The sequence below is a fragment of the Bacillus cereus group sp. Bce041 genome, assembly GCF_052646455.1.
The window spans coordinates 345,866-366,615 of record NZ_JBQXON010000002.1 but is presented as its reverse complement, the minus strand read 5'-3'; the positions used below and the strand labels follow the sequence as shown (position 1 = coordinate 366,615).

Here is a 20,750-nt window from a genome sequence, read left to right as displayed (position 1 = left end):
TTGTGAAAAGTGCAAAAGAAAGTTTCACTTTATCCCGCTCTAAAGGCTGATAGGAGATGAAGCAAAGAAGAGGGGCAAACCAGCCGTAGGAACCCGATTGGTGTGGGCTGATCTTTTGCAAAAATCGCAAAAGAAGTTTCACTTTACCCCGTACCAACGGCTGGTAGGAGATAAACCTCTGAAGAAAGGCAAACCAGCCGTAGGAACCCGATTAGTTCAACTAATCTTTTGCAAAAAAATCACAAAAGAAGTTTCACTTTATTATAGTCTATCCAAAAATGGGTCGCAAATAGGTGTTTGGCGGGGAATAATATTTGTCAAATCGCGATGAATTGGCTAACATGAAAGAGGAAGGATTAGAGGTGAATAGTATGGAAGCAAAAACGATGAAAGATATGCAGAAAGAAGTAGATGCATATATTGGTCAGTTTAAAGAAGGTTATTTCAGTCCGCTTGCAATGATGGCTCGTTTAACGGAAGAAATGGGAGAGCTTGCAAGAGAGGTAAATCATTATTATGGTGAGAAACCGAAGAAAACAACTGAAAAAGAAAGAAGTATTGAAGAAGAGCTTGGAGATGTATTATTTGTTATGATTTGTATGGCAAATAGTTTAAATATTGATTTAGAGACAGCACATAACATTGTAATGAATAAATTTAATACACGTGATAAAGATCGCTGGACACGTATTGATGAGGGAGAGAAAGAATAATGAAAGAAATTAAAGTAATTATCGCCGGACCAAGAGGACGTATGGGACATGAAGCAGTCCTTCTTATGGAAAGAACGGAACATTTTAATTTAGTAGCAGCAGTGGATTATAAGCATGGTGGTGAGAAGATTTCTGATTTACCTGGCATGCCAGCATTACATGCGCCGATTTACGCTGATTTACATACTTGTTTAGATGAAGTAGAAGCAGATGTGTTGTTAGATTTAACAACACCAGAAGTGGGGAAACAACACGTTACACTTGCAGTTGAGCGTGGACTTCGTTCGGTTATTGGTACAACTGGATTTACAGAAGAAGAATTGACACGTTTAACAGAGAATGCAAAAGAAAAAGCAGTAGGAACAATTATTGCTCCAAACTTTGCAATTGGTGCAGTTCTTATGATGAAATTCTCACAAATGGCAGCGAAATATTTCCAAGATGTTGAGGTAATTGAATTACATCATGATCAAAAATTAGACGCACCATCTGGTACAGCTGTAAAAACGGTAGAGTTAATTCGCCAAAATCGTGAATCAAAGCAGCAAGGTCATCCAAATGAAGTAGAGCAACTAGCAGGTGCACGAGGTGCAAATGTAGACGGTATTCACATTCATAGTGTACGTTTGCCAGGGCTTATTGCACACCAAGAAGTAATGTTTGGTGGAGATGGACAAATGTTAACAGTTCGTCATGATTCATTCAATCGTGCATCATTTATGTCAGGTGTAAAACTATCAATTGAGACAGTAATGAACCTTGATCATCTTGTGTACGGTTTAGAAAATATTATCGACTAAAGGGGAGACAACGGATGAAAATTGCCTTAATCGCACATGACAAAAAGAAAAATGATATGGTTTCGTTTGCATACGCATATAAACCAATTTTTGAACAACATGAATTATTTGCAACAGGAACGACAGGGCTTCGCATTATGGAAGCGACTGGATTAGTTGTAACAAGATATCAATCTGGCCCTCTTGGTGGAGATCAAGAAATTGGTGCAATGATTGCAAAGAACGATTTAGATATGGTGATTTTCTTCCGCGATCCATTAACAGCACAGCCGCATGAACCGGATGTGAATGCATTACTTCGTTTATGTGATGTATATGCGATTCCACTTGCAACGAATATGGCAAGTGCTGAAATGTTAATGCACGCATTAGAGCGAGGAGATTTAGATTATCGTAAGTTAAGAAAATGAGGGGAACAATTATGAGTGGATTACATATATTAGCGTTTGGTGCTCATGCCGATGATGTTGAAATCGGCATGGCTGGTACCATCGCTAAATATACAAAGCAAGGGTATGAAGTAGGTATTTGTGATTTAACAGAAGCTGATCTTTCTTCAAATGGAACGATAGAGTTGAGAAAAGAAGAAGCGAAGGTCGCAGCTCGTATAATGGGAGTAAAAACGAGGCTGAATTTAGCGATGCCAGACCGTGGTTTGTATATGAAAGAAGAGTATATACGTGAAATTGTCAAGGTGATCCGTACATATAAACCAAAACTAGTTTTTGCGCCGTACTATGAAGATCGCCATCCAGATCATGCAAATTGTGCAAAGCTTGTGGAAGAGGCTATTTTTTCAGCAGGAATCCGTAAATATATGCCGGAACTTTCACCACATCGTGTGGAGTCTTTTTATAATTATATGATTAATGGTTTTCATAAACCGAATTTTTGTATAGATATAAGTGAGTACCTCTCTATAAAGGTGGAAGCATTAGAAGCGTATGAAAGTCAGTTTTCAACAGGGAGTGATGGTGTTAAGACACCGTTAACAGAAGGTTACGTTGAAACTGTGATTGCTCGTGAGAAGATGTTTGGAAAAGAAGTTGGAGTCTTGTATGCCGAGGGATTTATGAGTAAGAAACCGGTTTTATTACATGCTGATTTATTAGGGGGATGTAAATGAAATTAAAAATAGGTATTACATGTTATCCTTCTGTAGGTGGTTCTGGAGTTGTTGGAACAGAATTAGGAAAGCAATTGGCGGAACGTGGGCATGAAATTCACTTTATTACATCGGGTTTACCATTCCGGTTAAATAAAGTATATCCAAACATTTATTTTCATGAAGTGACGGTAAATCAATACTCTGTATTTCAATATCCACCATACGATTTAGCGTTAGCAAGTAAAATGGCCGAGGTTGCACAAAGAGAAAACTTAGACATTTTACATGTGCATTACGCAATACCACATGCAATTTGTGCATATTTAGCAAAACAAATGATCGGAGAGCGTATTAAAATTGTTACAACCTTACATGGAACAGATATTACTGTGTTAGGTTCCGACCCTTCGTTAAATAATTTAATTCGTTTTGGTATTGAGCAATCGGATGTTGTTACTGCTGTCTCGCATTCATTAATTAACGAAACACATGAGCTTGTAAAACCAAGTAAAGAAATTCAAACGGTATATAACTTTATAGACGAACGTGTATATTTCAAGCGTAATATGTCTCAATTAAAGAAAGAATATGGTATAAGTGAGAGTGAAAAAGTACTTATTCATATTTCGAATTTCCGTAAAGTGAAACGTGTGCAGGATGTTGTTCAGGCATTTGCTAAAATTGTTAAAGAAGTAGATGCGAAGTTGCTTCTTGTTGGAGACGGACCAGAATTCTGTACGATTTTACAGATAGTGAAGAATTTACATATTGAAGATCGCGTTTTATTCCTAGGGAAGCAAGATAATGTTGCAGAACTACTTGCGATGAGTGATTTAATGTTGCTTCTATCAGAGAAGGAAAGTTTTGGTCTTGTTTTATTAGAAGCAATGGCGTGTGGTGTACCTTGTATCGGAACACGGGTTGGAGGTATTCCAGAGGTTATTCAACACGGGGAAACAGGATATTTATGTGAAGTTGGCGATACAACAGGAGTGGCAAATCAAGCTATTCAGCTATTAAAGGACGAGGAACTTCACCGTAATATGGGAGAACGAGCAAGAGAAAGTGTTTATGAGCAATTTCGCTCAGAAAAAATTGTTTCACAATATGAAACGATTTACTATGACGTACTAAGGGATGACAAAAATGGAAAGATTTAAAAAAGCTAGTTCTATTATTGAGACATTAAAGCAACAAGGACATGAGGCTTACTTTGTTGGTGGGAGCGTACGAGATCTTATTATCGATAGGCCGATTGGAGATATTGATATTGCGACATCTGCTCTACCAGAAGAAGTGATGGCTATATTCCCAAGAAATGTTCCTGTTGGTCTTGAGCATGGAACTGTAATTGTTGTAGAAAATGGTGAGCCCTATGAGGTAACTACTTTTCGAACAGAAAGCGAATATGAAGATTTTCGAAGACCTAGTAGTGTTCAATTTGTTCGTTCATTAGAAGAGGATTTAAAACGTCGTGATTTCACGATGAATGCAATTGCTATGACAGAAGAAGGCAAAATGGTCGATTTATTTGCTGGACAGGAAGCCATTCAACAGAGAAAAATTGTGACAGTTGGAAATGCTGCGGATCGTTTTCAAGAAGATGCCCTGCGAATGATGCGTGGTATTCGGTTTGTAAGCACGTTAGGTTTTTCATTAGAAATGAAAACGAAGCAAGCGATTGAAACGTATGGGCATTTGCTAGAACATATAGCAATTGAGCGTATTACAGTAGAGTTTGAGAAACTGTTAACTGGTACATATTGTGTGAAAGGTCTCAAAGAATTAGTAGAGACGAAGCTATTTTCTCATTTGCCATATTTACAAATGTCAGAAGAGAGACTGTTAAAAGCTACGCAGTATAAATGGGATTCTTTCGAAACGGATATTGAGGCGTGGGCATTTTTCTTATATTGTATCGGAGAAGAACATCCATCTGTCTTTTTACGTCAATGGAAGTTTTCGAATAAAAAAATAAAAGATATTGTTGCAGTTTTATTGACAATCCGTACTAGAAAGGAGAAGGATTGGGATACAGTCCTTCTTTATAAAACGGGAATTCATATCGCTGAAATGGCAGAGAGAGTATATGAAGCGATGATTGAACGCTATGACCCTACATCTGTTGAACGAGTACAATCAATGTTTCATGCATTGCCAATCCAGGAGCGTCAAGAAATGAATGTGACTGGTAATGATTTATTAAACTGGGCAAACAAAAAGCCTGGTCCGTGGGTTGCTGAGATGCTTCAGAAAATCGAAGAAGCAATCGTACAAGGAAACGTAGTTAATGAGAAAGAGCGTATAAGGGAGTGGCTACAAGGATGCAATCTACTATAAGAAAGCAGTTATTGCAAGTTTTTTCTGAAGCGGATGGCGAGTTTGTATCCGGCCAAACAATTAGTGATAAACTTGGTTGTTCAAGAACTGCTGTGTGGAAACATATGGAGGATCTGCGGAGTGAGGGATATGAACTTGAAGCTGTGCGTCGATTAGGTTACCGAATTGCAAGTAAGCCAGACAAAGTGACCGCTAATGAAATTCAGTTAGGGCTACAAACGAAGCGGATTGGTAGAACAGTGTATTTTGAAGAAACTGTTGAATCAACGCAGCACATTGCAGCAAAACTTGCTTATGAAGGTGCAGAAGAAGGAACAGTCGTTGTAGCAGAAGAACAAACAGCGGGAAGAGGTCGTTTAAGCAGAAAATGGCATTCACCAAAAGGAACAGGGATTTGGATGAGTATTATTTTACGCCCATCAATCCCAGTTCATCATGCACCGCAACTTACTTTGTTAGCGGCCGTTAGTGTTGCACAGGCAATTGAAAAATGCACGGGTGTAAACGTAGGAATAAAATGGCCAAATGATATTTTAATTCAAGGTAAAAAGGCTGTAGGTATATTAACAGAAATGCAAGCGGATCCTGATAAAATTAATGCTGTCATTATGGGCATCGGTATTAATGCGAATCAAAAGCAAGAACATTTTGATGAAGAAATTCAGCACATTGCTACTTCATTAGCGATTGAATCAGGTAAGCCGATTGTTCGTGCAGAACTTATGCAACAAATCTATTTACAACTAGAAAAATTATATGAAGAGTATTTACAAAATGGTTTCTCTGTCATTAAAATTCTTTGGGAAAGTTACGCTGTGAGCATCGGGAAAGAAATTACCGCTCGAACGATGAGAGAGACAATTACGGGGTTAGCAAAAGGAATCACAGAGGATGGTGTATTACTTCTGGAGGATCATGAGGGGAAAGTACATCATATTCATTCTGCAGATATTGAAATTAAGTAAAAGAAGTTCCTCTTTTGGAACTTCTTTTTATTTCAATAGTTTTGAGTTGAATTTGTAACATGATAATAAATTTTTTTCATATTTAAAGTTCATTTCAAAATATCTTCCGCCTAATTGGCAGGGCATGTTATTTGACGATTACTTTGCCTGCCATTCCTTTAAGAAGATGGTATCGACATATTAATTCATATGTACCAGTATTTTTAGGTTTCACGGTAATATTCTTTTCTTTTCCTGACTCGATTACGACGTCAATGCCGAGTTTTTTCACTGTAAAGGTGTGCTCGTTTTTACCTTTATTTTTCAATAGTAATGTTGTTGATCCTGCAAGCGGAATCGTGATAACATTTGGATTAAAGTAATCATCATTTAGTTCAACCTCAATCACTTTCGTTAAATCGGTGGGGGGTGTTACGACAGTAACTGAGGCAAATACATGGGAGGATCCTAAAGACATCCACCATACAATCATTACAAGCAAACTGCTGAATCGAAATAACCACCTGTTCATAGACATCTGCAATTCTCCTTTGTTAAGTACTTTCCTCAATTAACCTGCATCATTAGTTTAAGAGTTATACTATACAGTTAAATGGATTACAGAAAAAATTAACTTGGACTTTTTTAGCATGCGTTGAAAAAACATGTATCTTTTCAGGATAGAATTCTCCATAAAAACTGTATAGCATATATACTCTCGTGTTAAATTTCATATACCGTAATAAGAATAAAAAATTATTTTTTCAAAAAAATGTAGTAATTCCTTTTTGTAGTTTGCTATAATTAGTTCGAATGTGGGCAGTATCAGAGCGAACTGCACCATGATTCGAAGTCATACGAAAAATAATAACTTGGATTCTGCCTTGATCCAATAACGGACTGGGACAGAGGGATGAATAATGCCGACTAACACACAACCCTTCTGCCCTTTTATGGTCAGAGGGGTTTTTTATATGATTTCGGCCATCTCCTCTCTCCTGCATAAAGGAGGAGTAGTTTTTGAAAACAAAAACAGATTTTTTGAAGATGAAAGAGCAAGGTGAGCCGATTACAATGCTAACGGCGTATGATTATCCATCTGCTAAATTAGCAGAAGAAGCTGAAGTTGATATGATTCTAGTTGGAGATTCTCTTGGAATGGTTGTACTCGGATACGATTCAACAGTACCTGTAACAGTAGAGGATATGATTCATCATACGAAAGCTGTACGCCGTGGAGCGAAAGAGACGTTTATTGTAACTGATATGCCATTTATGTCGTATCACGTATCATTACAAGAAACGATGGTGAATGCACGTCGCATCGTTCAAGAGAGCGGGGCACACGCACTGAAGGTAGAAGGTGCTGGAGAAGTTATATCGACGATTCAATATTTGACGAACGCAGGAATTCCTGTTGTAGCGCATTTAGGTTTAACCCCTCAATCGGTAGGAGTGTTGGGTGGATATAAAGTGCAAGGAAAAGATGCGGAGAGTGCAAAAAAATTAATAGAAGATGCAAAGAAATGTGAAGAAGCTGGTGCAATAGCGCTTGTGTTAGAATGTGTACCAATGCAGTTAGCAGAACTTATTTCAGAGCAACTAACAATACCAACAATTGGGATTGGTGCAGGACAAAAAGTAGATGGACAAGTGCTTGTTTATCATGATCTTATCTCATACGGCGTAAATCGTGTTCCGAAATTTGTGAAGCAATATACGTCTGTTCAAGAGGAGATTGTGCGTGGGATTTCACAATATGTTACTGAAGTAAAGACAAGGCAATTTCCTGAAGAAAAACATTCGTTCACAATGAAAGAGGAAGAATGCTTAGCGTTATACGGAGGAAAACAATAATGAAAATCGTAACTACAGTGCAAGAGATGCAGCAAATTACAAGCGAACTTCGTGCAAGTGGAAAGAGTATTGGTTTTGTTCCAACAATGGGTTATTTACATGAAGGCCATGCTACTTTATTACGTAAGGCAAGAGAAGAAAATAAAATTGTAGTTTTAAGTGTATTTGTAAACCCGCTACAATTCGGCCCAAATGAAGATTTAGATCGATACCCTCGTGATATTGATAGAGATGAAAATGTAGCAAAAGAAAACGGTGTAGATTATTTATTTTATCCGAGTGTAGAAGAAATGTATCCAGCAGAACAAACAACAACAGTAGAAGTTGTGAAGCGCACGGGCGTATTATGCGGTCAACAAAGACCTGGTCATTTCGCTGGTGTTGCAACTGTACTGATGAAACTATTTAATATTACGGTGCCAACGCGTGCTTATTTCGGTATGAAAGATGCTCAACAAGTTGCAGTAATTGAAGGATTTGTAACTGATTTCAATATTCCAGTTACAATCGTACCAGTTGATATTGTAAGGGAAGAAGATGGTTTAGCGAAAAGTTCTCGTAACGTGTACCTATCACAAGATGAACGTGAAGAAGCTCTTCATTTATACCGCAGCCTATGTATAGCGAAAGAAAGAATTGAGGCAGGTGAACGTAATCCGGAAATCATTACAAATCTTGTGAAAGATTATATTGAGACGCATACGAAAGGCACTGTAGATTATGCGGATTTATATGCATATCCGTCATTAACAATGGTAGAGAAAGTCGAAGGAAGAATCATTTTAGCTATTGCAGTTAAGTTTGAAAATGTAAGATTAATGGACAATATAACATTAACGGTTAAATAAGGGGGAGCATCTATGTTTCGCACAATGATGAGAGCAAAGTTACATCGTGCAACTGTAACGGAGGCAAATTTAAATTATGTAGGTAGTATTACAATTGATGAAGACTTAATGGATGCAGTAAATATTGTAGAAAACGAAAAAGTCCAAATTGTAAATAATAATAATGGTGCTCGCTTAGAGACATACGTTATTAAAGGGGAACGCGGTAGTGGTGTTGTTTGTTTAAACGGTGCTGCGGCAAGACTTGTACAACCAGGGGACAAAGTAATTATTATTTGTTATGGGCTAGTTACGGAAGAAGAGATTCATACACAAGAACCAAAAATTGCAGTACTAGACGATAATAATCAAATTATTGAAATGTTAGGTGCTGAAAAAGCGGGTACGATATTATAAGTAGAAAGGCTATCTCCATTGCGGAGATAGCTTTTTTGTGCATCTTTTCATTAAGATGAGATAAAACGTGGTATAGTAACATTATATAAATTATTGTTGTTTGAAAGGTAAGAAATTGAGGTGTTACATATATGAGTAAGCGTTATGTCGTTGTTGATTTAGAGACGACAGGGAACTCCTGGAAAGATGGGAAGGATAAAATTACCCAAATTGCAGCTGTTGTAGTAGAAGATGGAGAGATATTGGAGATTTTTTCGTCTTTTGTTAATCCAAAGAGAGAGATCCCACCATTTATTACAGAATTAACAGGGATTGATGAAAGTCTTGTAAAACAAGCCCCGTTATTTCAAGATGTAGCCCCGATGATTGTTGAGCTATTACAAGGTGCGGCTTTCGTTGCGCATAATGTTCACTTTGATTGGAATTTTTTAAATGAAGAATTAAGGCAAGCTGGATATACAGAAATACATTGTCCGAAAATCGACACGGTTGAATTGGCTCAAATTCTTTTGCCGACAGCCGATAGTTATAAATTACGTGATTTAGCTAAGAAGCATGAACTAGAGCACGATCAACCACATCGTGCGGATAGTGATGCTCTTGCAACAGCGGAATTATTTTTACAATTTTTAAATGAAATTGAAAAGTTACCACTTGTCACGTTGCAATCGCTTTATGAATTAAGTGATGTGTTCCAAAGCGATATAGCTGATGTGCTTTCTGAAAATATTTTAAAGAAAGTAATGCACGGTAAAGAAGATATAGCGGAGTATGAAATACATCGAAATATTGCGCTGAAAAAGCGGAACTATTCCTTAAACCTTGGAGAAACGTGTTCATCAAAGTTTGATGCTTTCTTGAATAAAACGATGGATAAATTGGAATCACATATGCCAAAGTTTGAAAGAAGAGAAAGTCAACAACTGATGATGAAAGAGATATATACGGCGTTAAGAGATTCTCGTTTTTCACTAATTGAAGCCGGTACAGGAACAGGAAAGACTCTCGCTTATTTGCTTCCTAGTCTTTATTTTGCAAAGAGAAAAGAAGAACCTGTCATTATAAGTACACAAACGGTACAACTCCAACAACAAATATTAGAAAAAGAAATTCCGTTATTACAAAAAATAATGCCATTTTCATTTGAGGTAGCTCTTCTAAAAGGAAGAAAGCATTATTTATGCTTACATAAATTTGAGTATGCTTTGCAAGAGGAAGAAAAAAATTATGATATGGCACTTACAAAGGCGAAGATTTTAGTTTGGCTATTGCAAACTGAAACAGGTGATCGAGACGAATTAAATATTCCTGAGGGCGGAAAGTTACTTTGGAATCGTATTTGTAGCGATGCGTATAGTCCAGGCGGTATGCAAAGTAATTGGTTTAGTCGTTGTTTTTACCAGCGAGCGAAGAATAAAGCTTTATTTGCAGATATCGTTATTACAAATCATGCGTTATTATTTCAAGATTTTTCAAGTGAAGAACCGTTGTTTGCTTCATGCGAACATATTATTTTTGATGAAGCTCACCATATTGAAGAAGCCGCGAGTAGAACATTGGGTGAACAGTTCTCTTGTATGTATTTTCAATTGGTTATATCTCGTCTTGGGACACTAGAAACAGAAGATGTACTCTCCAAAGTATATAAAATGATGAAAAAATCAGAGCAAGCATCTCGTTCAACTTTCCGTATGATAAGTTATAGTTTGAAGGAACTTAAGTTTGATGCGGATGAACTCTTCCAAATGTTACGTACTTTTATATTTAAACAAACAAAGCAAGAGCAAGGAACGAATAATATGCCGCTCATCTATAGGTATAACGCAGAACTAGAAAAAGGTAAGTTGTGGGATAGTATCGTCGAATTAACAAATCGTTTTATATATGAATTAAGAAGGGTAGTAACTGCTCTTGAGAAGCAAGTGGATATATTGCAAAGTAAGTTAGAATGGGAGATGCATGTTGTAACAGGTGAATTTATGCATTTAATTGAGTTGCTGAGAAAGATGGCAGAATCATTACAGTTACTCGTATTAGAAACGAATTCGTATGTAACTTGGATGGAGACTGAAACGAAAGGGACGATTCATTCAACAGTTCTATATGCACAGCCTGTTCATATTGGTGAAAGATTTGCTGATGAATTTTTAACAGAAAAAAAGAGTGTTATTTTTACATCCGCAACACTAACAGTTAACGATACGTTTGATTATATAAAAGAGGAACTTGGTTTACATGATTTCGCTCCAAATACTTTAAAGGTTCCGTCGCCATTTCGTTATGATGAACAGATGAAATTAATGGTGTCAACGGATGTACCTTTTATTAAGCAAGTAAGTAATGAGCGATATATTGAATCTATATCGGAACATATTGCAAAGATAGCGAAAGCCACAAAAGGCAGAATGCTCGTTTTATTCACTTCGTATGAAATGTTAAAAGAAGCGTATGCGAATTTAAAAAATAATGATGAATTAGAGGGTTATTTATTACTCACCCAAAGTGTGAATAATAGAAGTCGAAGCCGCTTAATTCGAAAGTTTCAAGAGTTCGACAAATCAATTTTATTAGGGACGAGCAGTTTCTGGGAAGGAATAGATATTCCTGGAGATGCCTTAAGTTGTCTTGTTATAGTCCGTCTACCATTTACACCTCCTCATCAGCCGATGATGGAAGCGAAAGGTGAGTGGCTAAAAAATCAAGGTGAAGATGTATTCGCTAAATTAGCGCTCCCACAAGCAATATTACGTTTCAAACAAGGATTCGGCCGCTTAATTCGAACGAATACAGATACAGGAACGGTAGTAGTGTTAGATCGTCGTTTGACGAGTTCTTCCTATGGAAAACGATTTCTACAATCGATTCCTAACGTACCTCTTTATGAAGGACCATTAGAAGAATTGTTAGTACAATTAGAAGAACCATCAAATGAATAAAAATGGAAGAAAAATACGCCTGAAGTACTTATAAACTTCAGGCGTAAAAAATGTGGGTAGGAGGAATTTTATTTTTCTTACTTCTTGTATACAAAATGTGTTGGTTTTCGACTTGAAACCTTTTTTTGCTGTACATGTCCTGCTATAATAGATGGGTGATGAAGCAGGGGTTGTAAAGAATGTACTCTTATTGTAACCGCATTGCGTTCTTCTATAATTAGAAATTTTTGTGTAACGGAGGAGTTTTTTCATGGATAAGAAAATCGAAGTACTATCAACGACGCGTATTAAGTATTCGTCGGATTTGTATAAAATTGTTGATAGTTTAAATCGTACGTTAAAAGAGCAGGACCTCATGTTCGGACTAGCATTAGACGAAAAAGATAAAGAAACAGCTGTATTTACGATTTACAGAACGTAGTGATACAATGAAAAAGTGGATCTTTGCAATCATTATTGTTATCGTTGCTAGCGGAATATATGGGGCGTATGTTTATAATAAAGCGATGGGAAAGAAAATTCCAAAAGAGTCGAAATTTGTAGAAATTGCTAAAGAAAAAGCAAAGCTTACAAAGGTGAAATCTGTTGATTATTACAACGGAAAATCTGCATATATAGTCGTGCAAGGTACAGATGAAAAGGGAGAACAACTTATCGTTTGGGTGCCTGAGAAAAAAGGGGATACTGTAGTAAGGAAAAAGAGCGAAGGTATTTCTGAAAAAGAGGCTATACAAAGAACAATAGAGCAAGTCGGCAATGAAAGTAAGGAATCAAAAAGTAAGCCGAAAGAGATTATGAAAGTGAAATTAGGCTTTGAAAATGATGTACCACTATGGGAAGTTACATATATTGATGATGACAATCGTTATAGTTATTACTATCTTGAATTTAAAGATGGAAAATTTTTAAGACGATATAGCATTGAAAAATAGATGTAGGGGGAACTACAAATGAAATTAGCAAAGCGAGTAGCTGCTTTAACACCGTCTTCAACTTTAGAAATTACAGCAAAGGCACAAGCATTAAAAGCAGAGGGTCATGATGTAATTGGATTAGGGGCAGGGGAACCTGACTTTAATACACCAGAGCATATTATGGATGCTGCACATAAAGCGATGTTAGAAGGGCATACGAAGTATACACCAACAGGTGGATTACAATCGTTAAAACAAGAAATTGTGAAGAAATTTACTCGCGATCAAGGTATTGCGTATGATCCATCTGAAATTATTGTATGTAATGGTGCAAAGCATGCATTATATACATTATTCCAAGTATTACTTGATGAGGGAGATGAAGTTATCATCCCAACTCCTTACTGGGTAAGCTATCCAGAGCAAGTAAAGCTTGCTGGCGGTAAGCCGGTTTATGTAGAAGGTTTAGAAGACAATGAGTACAAAATTACAGCAAAGCAGCTGCGTGAGGCAATTACAGAGAAAACGAAAGCAGTTATTATTAATTCACCGAGCAATCCAACAGGAATGATTTATAGCAAAGAAGAATTACAACAGCTTGGAGAAGTATGTTTAGAACATGATATTTTAATCGTTTCTGATGAAATTTATGAAAAATTAATTTATGGTGGCGTAGAATATACTTCAATTGCCCAGCTTTCTAATGCATTAAAAGAACAAACACTTATTATTAATGGTGTATCTAAATCTCATTCTATGACAGGATGGCGTATTGGATATGCTGCAGGAAATAAGCAGCTTATTAAAGCAATGACGAATTTAGCGAGTCATAGTACGTCAAACCCTACTTCAATCGCTCAATACGGCGCAATTGCGGCATATGCAGGCTCACAAGAACCTGTGGAAACAATGCGTCAAGCCTTTGAAGAGAGATTAAACATCATTTATGATAAATTAATTCAAATCCCTGGCTTTACTTGTATTAAACCGCAAGGGGCATTTTACTTATTCCCTAACGTAAAAGAAGCTGTAGCTTTATCAGGATATGCAACAGTTGATGATTGGGCAAAAGCTCTATTAGAAGAGGAAAAAGTGGCTCTTGTACCAGGTACAGGATTTGGTGCTCCAAATAATGTTCGTTTATCATATGCGACATCTCTTGAACAAGTAGAGAAAGCATTAGAGCGCATCCATACATTTATGAAAAGTAAAGTGCAAGCTTAATTTTATATTTCATTCATGTAATATAAAAAACCTCCCTATTAATGGGGAGGTTTTTTTGACGGATTGTGGCAAAAAGAAATAGCTAAAGGTGTGTTATACTAGAGAGCGAGGTGTTTGGTGATGAAAAAGAAAATGATGTTACAGTGGTTTGAGCAGGGAAGCATTGCAATTCCAAAATTACTTATGATGCATTATAAAAAATTAGGTTTAAATGAGACGGAATTTATGGTTGTACTTCATGTACACACATTTTTAGAATCAGGTAATTCGTTTCCGACTCCTTCAGAGATTTCTGAACGGATGACGATAACGGAAATGAAATGTATGGAAGTAATTCAGACGTTGATTCAAAAAGGTTTTTTATCACTAGAAGGTGGACAAAGATCAGAAGCGATGATGTGCGAAAGTTATTCTTTACAACCGTTATGGGAAAAAATATTACATTTCTTAATGGATGAATCAATAGAGGAAGAGCAAAAAGAAAAAAAACAGCTACAAGTAAATTTATATACAGTATTTGAAAAAGAATTTGGAAGACCACTTTCGCCGTTCGAATGTGAAACGTTAGGGATGTGGGAGGACCAAGATCAACATCATCCAAATTTAATTCAAGCGGCTCTTAGAGAAGCTGTAATGAGTGGAAAACTAAATTTCCGATATATTGATCGTATTTTATTTGAGTGGAAAAAGAATGGAATTAAAACGGTAGATCAGGCTCAAAATCAAGGTCAAAAATTTAGAGCGAATCAACAAAGGGCACAACAAATGACAAAACAAGAGACGAAATTTACTGGAAAAGTGCCTTTTTATAATTGGTTGGAGCAGTAATATAGGAGGAAAAATATGCTTAACAAAACGCAAATCCGTTATTGTTTAGACACAATGGCGGATATGTATCCAGAAGCACATTGTGAATTGGTTCATGATAATCCATTTGAACTTGTAATCGCGGTGGCGTTATCTGCACAATGTACAGATGTACTTGTAAATAAAGTGACAAGAAATTTATTTCAAAAATATAAAACACCAGAAGATTATTTAAGTGTTTCTCTAGAAGAATTACAACAAGATATACGCTCTATCGGATTGTATAGAAATAAAGCAAAAAACATTCAAAAATTATGCCGAATGTTATTAGATGACTATAATGGAGAAGTACCGAACGATCGAGATGAACTTACGAAATTACCAGGTGTAGGAAGGAAAACAGCGAATGTTGTAGTTTCCGTAGCGTTTGGAATTCCGGCAATTGCTGTTGATACACATGTGGAGCGAGTGAGTAAACGATTAGCTATGTGTAGATGGAAAGACTCTGTGTTAGAAGTAGAAAAAACATTAATGAAGAAAGTACCAATGGATGAGTGGGGAGTTACACATCATCGTATGATTTTCTTTGGACGTTATCATTGTAAAGCACAACGACCGCAATGTGAGGAATGCAGACTGTTAGAAGTATGTCGTGAAGGAAAGAAGCGAATGAAGGTGAAATAAAGGATGGAACGAGTTATAGAAATACCGAAAGAATTTCACTGTTTACCATTTTTTAAAGAAAGTGTAAATTTAATTAAGTATCATACAGACAATTCTTTTGAAGAGATAATACAAAATACTTACTTTATATTTGATATTGAAAGACAGTATGAGCCATGGAAGGAAATTGAAAACAGCATTCCAGTGATGTTGAATGTATGGAAAAATAAGCATGAAGACATTGCTATACTGTTTCGAAATAGAAATAAGCAAGAGGCTGAGGGACCAATGATTCTTTTTGCAGCTCACTTGTTATCGGTTGTCTATTGGCTAAATGAACAACCTGTTCATAGTTTGAATGAAATGCAAATAAATACGAATAAATTAAAAGTGCAACCTGTTAATTTTATGGAAAGATATTCATTCATTATAAAGAAACCGAGTAATTATCATTCTTATATTCAATTAGCGCAGTTGTATATCGAAATAGAAAAGCTGTATGTAAAGAAAATGATAACAAAAAAGAAGTCCGCTTCTCGTTAAGAGAAACGGACTTCTTTTTTTGTATATTAGGACTCTGTTGTAACAACAGCACCGTCTGCGTGAGGTGTATCTCCTCCGGGATTTTGCTGTTCTTGTTGTTTCTTAGCCTCTTCTTCAGCTTTTTTCTTGGCCTCTTCTTCAGCTTTCTTCTTAGCTTCTTCTTCAGCTTTTTTCTTAGCTTCTTCTTCAGCTTTCCTTCTAGCTTCCTCATCAGCTTTCTTTTGAGCTTCTTCTTGCTGTTTACGTTGTTGTTCTTGCTGTTGTTCTTGTTGTTTCTTAGCCTCTTCTTCAGCCTTTTTCTTAGCTTCGTCTTGTTTTACTTTATCTTCATTAGCCTTTTTCTGGGCTTCCTCATCAGCTTTTTTCTTAGCTTCTTCATCGGCCTTTTTCTTAGCCTCTTCTTCAGCTTTTTTTGCATCTGGAGTTCCGCCAGGCGCAGTGAAGGATGCACCAACTGCTGGGCTTGTGCCAGTACCTTTTTTCGCTACTACAGAGAAGCTGTAAGTAACACCTGGTTTAATACCACCAAGAGTAGCTGTCGTACCACTTATTGATAGGCTACCACTTGAACCGTCAGTTGCTTTATAGCTGGCTGCATATGCATCAACTTCTGCTGGTCCAGACCAGTTTAGTGTAACTGTGCTAGCGCCATCAAAAGTGACATTCAGACCACTAGGGGCATCTACTTTAATTTGTTTAATTGCATCTTTTTTCGCACCTTTTACGTATAACTCTCCGTTTATTTCTTGTACAGAAGAAGGACGTTCAAAGCGTGATTTATCTGTAGCGAATTTGCTCATCATTACTTGGAACATTTGCTGTGCAATTTTAGTATAACGATCACTAATGTAGTTTTCTGGACCATTCTTTACGTAACCAGTCCATACAGCCATCGTATATTGTGGTGTATATCCAGCGAACCAGCTATCCCTGTTTGCATCAGCTGGAATGCCGTATTTCTTTAAATCTTTTGCATCAAAGTTTTGCGTTCCAGTTTTACCCGCTACGTCAACACCTGAAACATATGCTGTTGGTCCTGTACCACCAGAACCAGGTTTTACTACGTCACGAAGAACGTCAGTTACCATGTAAGCTGTATAGTCTTGCATAGCGCGTTGTTCTTTCGGTTTAAAGCTTTTCTTTTTCCCGTCCGGGAAGGTTACTTCTTTTACGAAGTGTGGTTTATTATAGTTACCACTATTACCGAAGGTTGCATATGCACCTGCTACTGCTAATGGAGAACTATCGTTACTACCAATTGCAGTAGATTCATGTACTCCATTTTCAAATGTCATGCCTAAACCTTCAGCAAACTCTTTTGATTTATTAAGTCCAACTGTTTGAGCTGTCTTTAAAGCCGGGATGTTTAATGACTTCTTCAATGCTTCACGAAGTGAAACGTCACCTTTAAAACTCCCTGTAGCATTTTTAATCTTTGTGCCATCCGAATAAGTATATTCAGAGTCATTTAATTGATGGTAAGTAGACCATTGAAGATTCTCAATCGCTGGACCGTAGTCGAAAATTGGTTTCATTGTTGAACCAACTTGGCGTTTTAAATCAGTTGCCATATTATGACCTTTGAAAGTGGACTTATTTTCTTTACGTCCAGCACCAATTGCTCGAACTTCTCCAGATTGTGTATCCATAAATACGAATGATCCTTGGAATTGATCGTTTGGATACTTAATAAGATTACCATCCATAATTTTTTCAGCGTAATCTTGAGCATCTTGATCAAGTGTTGTATGAATCGTTAAACCATCTGAACCGATATTTACATCAGGATATTCTTTTTCAACTTCTTTTACAACCGCATCTAAAAATGCTTGATACTTCATCTCAGTTACTTCTGAAGACGGTTGAAGGCCCTCAGTTACTGGGATCTTAACGGCGTTATTCATTTCTTCTTTTGTTATATAACCATGTCGATTCATTAATGATAATACGACATTACGACGATTTGTTGCTCGTTCAACATTTTCCTTTTTTGTTGGATCATAAATGTTTGGACCTTGGGGTAAACCAGCGAGCATAGCAGCTTCATGTAATTGCAAGTCTTTTAAATCTTTACCATAATATTTTTGCGCTGCTGTCGCAATACCGTATGAACGGTTACCTAAATTAATCTTATTTAAGTACATTTCTAAAATCTCATGTTTAGAGTATTGTTGCTCTAATTTGTAAGATAAGTACCATTCTTGTACTTTTCTTTTAGCAGTTTTGTCCATCGTTAGAAAGTAGTTTTTAACGACTTGCTGTGTAATCGTACTACCACCTTGGGAACCGAAACCACCAGTGACATTTTCCATAACTGCTTTTGTAGTTCGTTTAAAATCAATTCCATTATGATCATAGAAACGCGAATCCTCAGTTGCAAGGAATGCATTTTCAACTACTTTTGGAATTTGATCATAAGTAACGTGTGTTCGTTTTTCAGCACCGTATTCATAGAAGAAATTCCCGTTTTTATCAAGAAACTTTGTTGATAAAGGATTAACAAGTTTGGCTTTGTCTAATTTTGGAGCATCCTTTACCATAACAAAGAAAGCGGAAACGCCGGCTACAAGACCAACGATACCAAGAAGTAGACAACCTATAAGAAATTTCTTGAAAAAGGAGCCTTTTTTCTTTGGTTTTTCTTCTTTATGTGTTTTTTTCTCTTGATTTTTCACATGATTTCGTTCTGTACGAGAACGATAATTATCTGACATTATACTTTCTCCTACCTTTCATTCTCTCCCCCAAAAGTCGAAAAAAGAGCCTTAGTGATGACTCTATCACGAAAAATAAACCATGTCTAGTACACGGATATAGTCAATCCGAGGGTGATAACCGCATGATAATAAGGATCCATGCTCTTCTATTTCTTCTTTCGTAATCGACTTGCGTCCACCAGTATTTTGACGATTCCAAAATGCAATAATATGTTTTGCATCTAGTAAATAAAATTCATCAAAAAGTGTAAATTTAATAATAACAAATGCAATTCCATTATGAGCAACCACTTGCTTCATATGTTCAATTTGATGAAGGTGGAAGTTTTGAAGTGGGAAACTAGTTTTATTTTTTGTTTCCTTTGCTTCAAAATCGATGTATTTCCCTTTGTATACACCGTTGTAATCTGTTGTAGAAGGTTGTTTAAAATACGCTTCTTTTACCACTGCAGCACTTCGAGCGGGGTAATCTACTTTTACAATTTGAAGAGGTGTAGGCTTTTTATGTACACATGCAATATTATGGGTTAAGTAATATTGATTTGTTTCATTCAATTCCTCTTCAAGGGACATACCTCTATTACTATAAGTATGTGTTTTTATAGGTGTTTTTTGAGGTTGTGAAGCTTGATTATACCTTTTTCCATTTGGGTAACGAATGGTCATAGTGTGTCCACCCCCAACTTGCTAAGAATTACTTACAAAGGTGATTATATCAAAAAATGAAAAAAGATGTGACCTTTTTGATGAAAGGTATGATGACTTATTTATGTTTACATGGAATGATTATATGAAAATGAAACAAAATCGAGAAAAAAATTTTTGTACAGAGGAAGAAAAAGCAATCATTCACAATATTAAAAAGAAAACAGAAATAGCTAATGTGGACAATATTTCTCGGACACAATCTTATCAAGAATATTATTTAAGAAATAGTGAAATCAGGTGGGCCTTTTTAGCGAGTATGGTTTCGAGAAATGCGGGCTGGAATATGACTGATTTAGAAGGGAGATATTATGCTACTGTTTTACCTAGAACGGTAAAAAAACATTTATTTATTCTGTACGAACAGGCTAATTGGATTATTTTTTTAGATGCATTTCCTCAGCTATTATTGTATGAGGAAAGTAAGAAGAGACGTGCACCTCTCTTTCATTTGTTGCAATATTTCAACGTATCAATTTTTATGGAAAAAGAATGGTTACTTTTCTGGGAAAGAAGAGATATGAATAGGCTTATGACAGCGCTTATTATAAATGAACAAAATAAAATTCAAAAACCAGTCATTGAGAACACATATTTTAAAAAACATGTATTCCATACTGCACTTTTTAAAGTACAAGAAAGACTTCATATTAGTGCAGTTATCTTCCCAACAATTGAAGGGAGAATGTATGGATTTTCGGTTTATCAATTTGAAACGTTACAACAGCGTATAGAACTAGGAAAAAAATTAGCATGGTTATTGTTTCATCCAATTTATAATGGTTCGTTTTATAAGTTTGCATTGCAAACTACACATACTGGGTCTAGGGAAGATTATGAAGTTTACGCAAAGGAAACTCGAAAGTCTTATACGCCAACACTTAGAGATATTTATCCTGTTATTTTACATGAAGAAATAAAAATGAGAGATTGGTTTTGTGCAAATATGAAAATGAATGTGCTATTTGTACCTGAAGAACCTAAAGGGGAAGTTAATATAACAGAATGGTATAGAAGAAAGAGAGAACAAATCTATAGGCTATCTATCGCAAATCGTTTTGCTAAAAGGATGGATGAGTTCATGATATAATAAAAAAGAAGTCCCGTCTTCCATTTTGAAGACGGGACTTCTTAATTTGAAACAATCCTGCTATGTGTGCTACAACTTTAATCTCAAAACGTAATGCTAGTAGGAGATTAAGGGTGACTTGAAATTTAACTGTTCGTAATAAAGT

21 protein-coding genes are annotated in these 20,750 nt (G+C 36.3%); 18 read left to right on the top strand and 3 right to left on the bottom strand.

Features of this window, described 5'->3' with window-relative positions; all coding sequences use genetic code 11:
- Positions 1 to 371: 371 nt before the first annotated feature.
- From ACUN13_RS07800 to ACUN13_RS07770, 7 genes are read left to right on the top strand one after another with little or no spacing between them, the layout of a single operon-like run.
- Positions 372 to 713: a nucleotide pyrophosphohydrolase gene (locus ACUN13_RS07800; protein WP_002108639.1), complete on the top strand. Its 342-nt coding sequence runs from the start codon at positions 372 to 374 to the stop codon at positions 711 to 713.
- On the top strand, positions 713 to 1,513 hold the full coding sequence (gene dapB, locus ACUN13_RS07795; RefSeq protein WP_000658813.1) for a dihydrodipicolinate reductase: 801 nt from the start codon (positions 713 to 715) through the stop codon (positions 1,511 to 1,513). The genes ACUN13_RS07800 and dapB overlap by 1 nt, the downstream gene beginning before the upstream one ends.
- A 14-nt stretch (positions 1,514 to 1,527) precedes the next feature.
- The gene (gene mgsA, locus ACUN13_RS07790) at positions 1,528 to 1,923 is read left to right on the top strand and encodes a methylglyoxal synthase (RefSeq protein ID WP_000684765.1); all 396 of its coding nucleotides are present in this window, start codon (positions 1,528 to 1,530) and stop codon (positions 1,921 to 1,923) included.
- 11 nt (positions 1,924 to 1,934) lie between these two features.
- A complete protein-coding gene (gene bshB1, locus ACUN13_RS07785) occupies positions 1,935 to 2,639 on the top strand; it encodes a bacillithiol biosynthesis deacetylase BshB1 (RefSeq protein WP_000015673.1) in 705 nt (234 codons plus the stop codon).
- On the top strand, positions 2,636 to 3,781 hold the full coding sequence (gene bshA, locus ACUN13_RS07780) for an N-acetyl-alpha-D-glucosaminyl L-malate synthase BshA (RefSeq protein WP_000768305.1): 1,146 nt from the start codon (positions 2,636 to 2,638) through the stop codon (positions 3,779 to 3,781). The genes bshB1 and bshA overlap by 4 nt, the downstream gene beginning before the upstream one ends.
- Entirely contained in the window at positions 3,768 to 4,961 is a 1,194-nt protein-coding gene (locus ACUN13_RS07775; protein WP_025688523.1) for a CCA tRNA nucleotidyltransferase, read from the top strand. The genes bshA and ACUN13_RS07775 overlap by 14 nt, the downstream gene beginning before the upstream one ends.
- Positions 4,946 to 5,926, top strand: a complete 981-nt coding sequence (locus tag ACUN13_RS07770) for a biotin--[acetyl-CoA-carboxylase] ligase (protein ID WP_001192063.1) — start codon at positions 4,946 to 4,948, stop codon at positions 5,924 to 5,926. The genes ACUN13_RS07775 and ACUN13_RS07770 overlap by 16 nt, the downstream gene beginning before the upstream one ends.
- Before the next feature lie 127 nt (positions 5,927 to 6,053).
- Here the strand turns inward: ACUN13_RS07770 and ACUN13_RS07765 are convergent, their stop codons facing one another.
- Complete coding sequence (locus ACUN13_RS07765; protein WP_000062387.1) at positions 6,054 to 6,443, bottom strand: cupredoxin domain-containing protein; 390 nt, start codon at positions 6,441 to 6,443, stop codon at positions 6,054 to 6,056.
- Between the two features lie 482 nt (positions 6,444 to 6,925).
- On the opposite strand from ACUN13_RS07765, the gene panB reads away from it, so the two are divergent.
- The 10 genes from panB to ACUN13_RS07715 all read left to right on the top strand — a co-directional run bounded on the left by panB (position 6,926) and on the right by ACUN13_RS07715 (position 16,093).
- Complete coding sequence (panB, locus tag ACUN13_RS07760) at positions 6,926 to 7,762, top strand: 3-methyl-2-oxobutanoate hydroxymethyltransferase (RefSeq protein WP_000851108.1); 837 nt, start codon at positions 6,926 to 6,928, stop codon at positions 7,760 to 7,762.
- Positions 7,762 to 8,610, top strand: a complete 849-nt coding sequence (panC, locus tag ACUN13_RS07755; RefSeq protein WP_025688525.1) for a pantoate--beta-alanine ligase — start codon at positions 7,762 to 7,764, stop codon at positions 8,608 to 8,610. Before panB ends, panC begins: the two co-directional genes overlap by 1 nt.
- Positions 8,611 to 8,622: 12 nt before the next feature.
- Complete coding sequence (gene panD, locus ACUN13_RS07750; RefSeq protein WP_000490184.1) at positions 8,623 to 9,006, top strand: aspartate 1-decarboxylase; 384 nt, start codon at positions 8,623 to 8,625, stop codon at positions 9,004 to 9,006.
- A 131-nt stretch (positions 9,007 to 9,137) separates the two neighbouring features.
- The gene (gene dinG, locus ACUN13_RS07745) at positions 9,138 to 11,942 is read left to right on the top strand and encodes an ATP-dependent DNA helicase DinG (RefSeq protein ID WP_445423744.1); all 2,805 of its coding nucleotides are present in this window, start codon (positions 9,138 to 9,140) and stop codon (positions 11,940 to 11,942) included.
- A 250-nt stretch (positions 11,943 to 12,192) separates the two neighbouring features.
- Positions 12,193 to 12,363 carry a YpmA family protein gene (locus ACUN13_RS07740; protein ID WP_000358352.1) on the top strand — a complete coding sequence of 57 codons (171 nt, stop codon included), beginning with the start codon at positions 12,193 to 12,195 and terminating at the stop codon, positions 12,361 to 12,363.
- A gap of 7 nt (positions 12,364 to 12,370) precedes the next feature.
- Positions 12,371 to 12,874, top strand: a complete 504-nt coding sequence (locus tag ACUN13_RS07735; RefSeq protein WP_000758739.1) for a cell wall elongation regulator TseB-like domain-containing protein — start codon at positions 12,371 to 12,373, stop codon at positions 12,872 to 12,874.
- An 18-nt stretch (positions 12,875 to 12,892) separates the two neighbouring features.
- On the top strand, positions 12,893 to 14,080 hold the full coding sequence (gene aspB / locus ACUN13_RS07730; protein WP_000761571.1) for an aspartate transaminase AspB: 1,188 nt from the start codon (positions 12,893 to 12,895) through the stop codon (positions 14,078 to 14,080).
- A gap of 120 nt (positions 14,081 to 14,200) precedes the next feature.
- Positions 14,201 to 14,908: a DNA replication protein DnaD gene (gene dnaD / locus ACUN13_RS07725; RefSeq protein ID WP_000728552.1), complete on the top strand. Its 708-nt coding sequence runs from the start codon at positions 14,201 to 14,203 to the stop codon at positions 14,906 to 14,908.
- A gap of 15 nt (positions 14,909 to 14,923) precedes the next feature.
- Positions 14,924 to 15,571, top strand: coding sequence for an endonuclease III (gene nth, locus ACUN13_RS07720; protein ID WP_000933034.1), 648 nt, complete (start codon positions 14,924 to 14,926; stop codon positions 15,569 to 15,571).
- Between the two features lie 3 nt (positions 15,572 to 15,574).
- Positions 15,575 to 16,093, top strand: a complete 519-nt coding sequence (locus ACUN13_RS07715) for a YpoC family protein (RefSeq protein WP_000442652.1) — start codon at positions 15,575 to 15,577, stop codon at positions 16,091 to 16,093.
- 26 nt (positions 16,094 to 16,119) lie between these two features.
- Here the strand turns inward: ACUN13_RS07715 and ACUN13_RS07710 are convergent, their stop codons facing one another.
- Positions 16,120 to 18,807, bottom strand: coding sequence for a PBP1A family penicillin-binding protein (locus ACUN13_RS07710; RefSeq protein ID WP_025688530.1), 2,688 nt, complete (start codon positions 18,805 to 18,807; stop codon positions 16,120 to 16,122).
- A gap of 66 nt (positions 18,808 to 18,873) precedes the next feature.
- A complete protein-coding gene (recU, locus tag ACUN13_RS07705; RefSeq protein ID WP_000155598.1) occupies positions 18,874 to 19,476 on the bottom strand; it encodes a Holliday junction resolvase RecU in 603 nt (200 codons plus the stop codon).
- 103 nt (positions 19,477 to 19,579) lie between these two features.
- On the opposite strand from recU, the gene ACUN13_RS07700 reads away from it, so the two are divergent.
- The gene (locus ACUN13_RS07700; RefSeq protein ID WP_000495658.1) at positions 19,580 to 20,605 is read left to right on the top strand and encodes a DUF2515 domain-containing protein; all 1,026 of its coding nucleotides are present in this window, start codon (positions 19,580 to 19,582) and stop codon (positions 20,603 to 20,605) included.
- Positions 20,606 to 20,750: the final 145 nt, after the last annotated feature.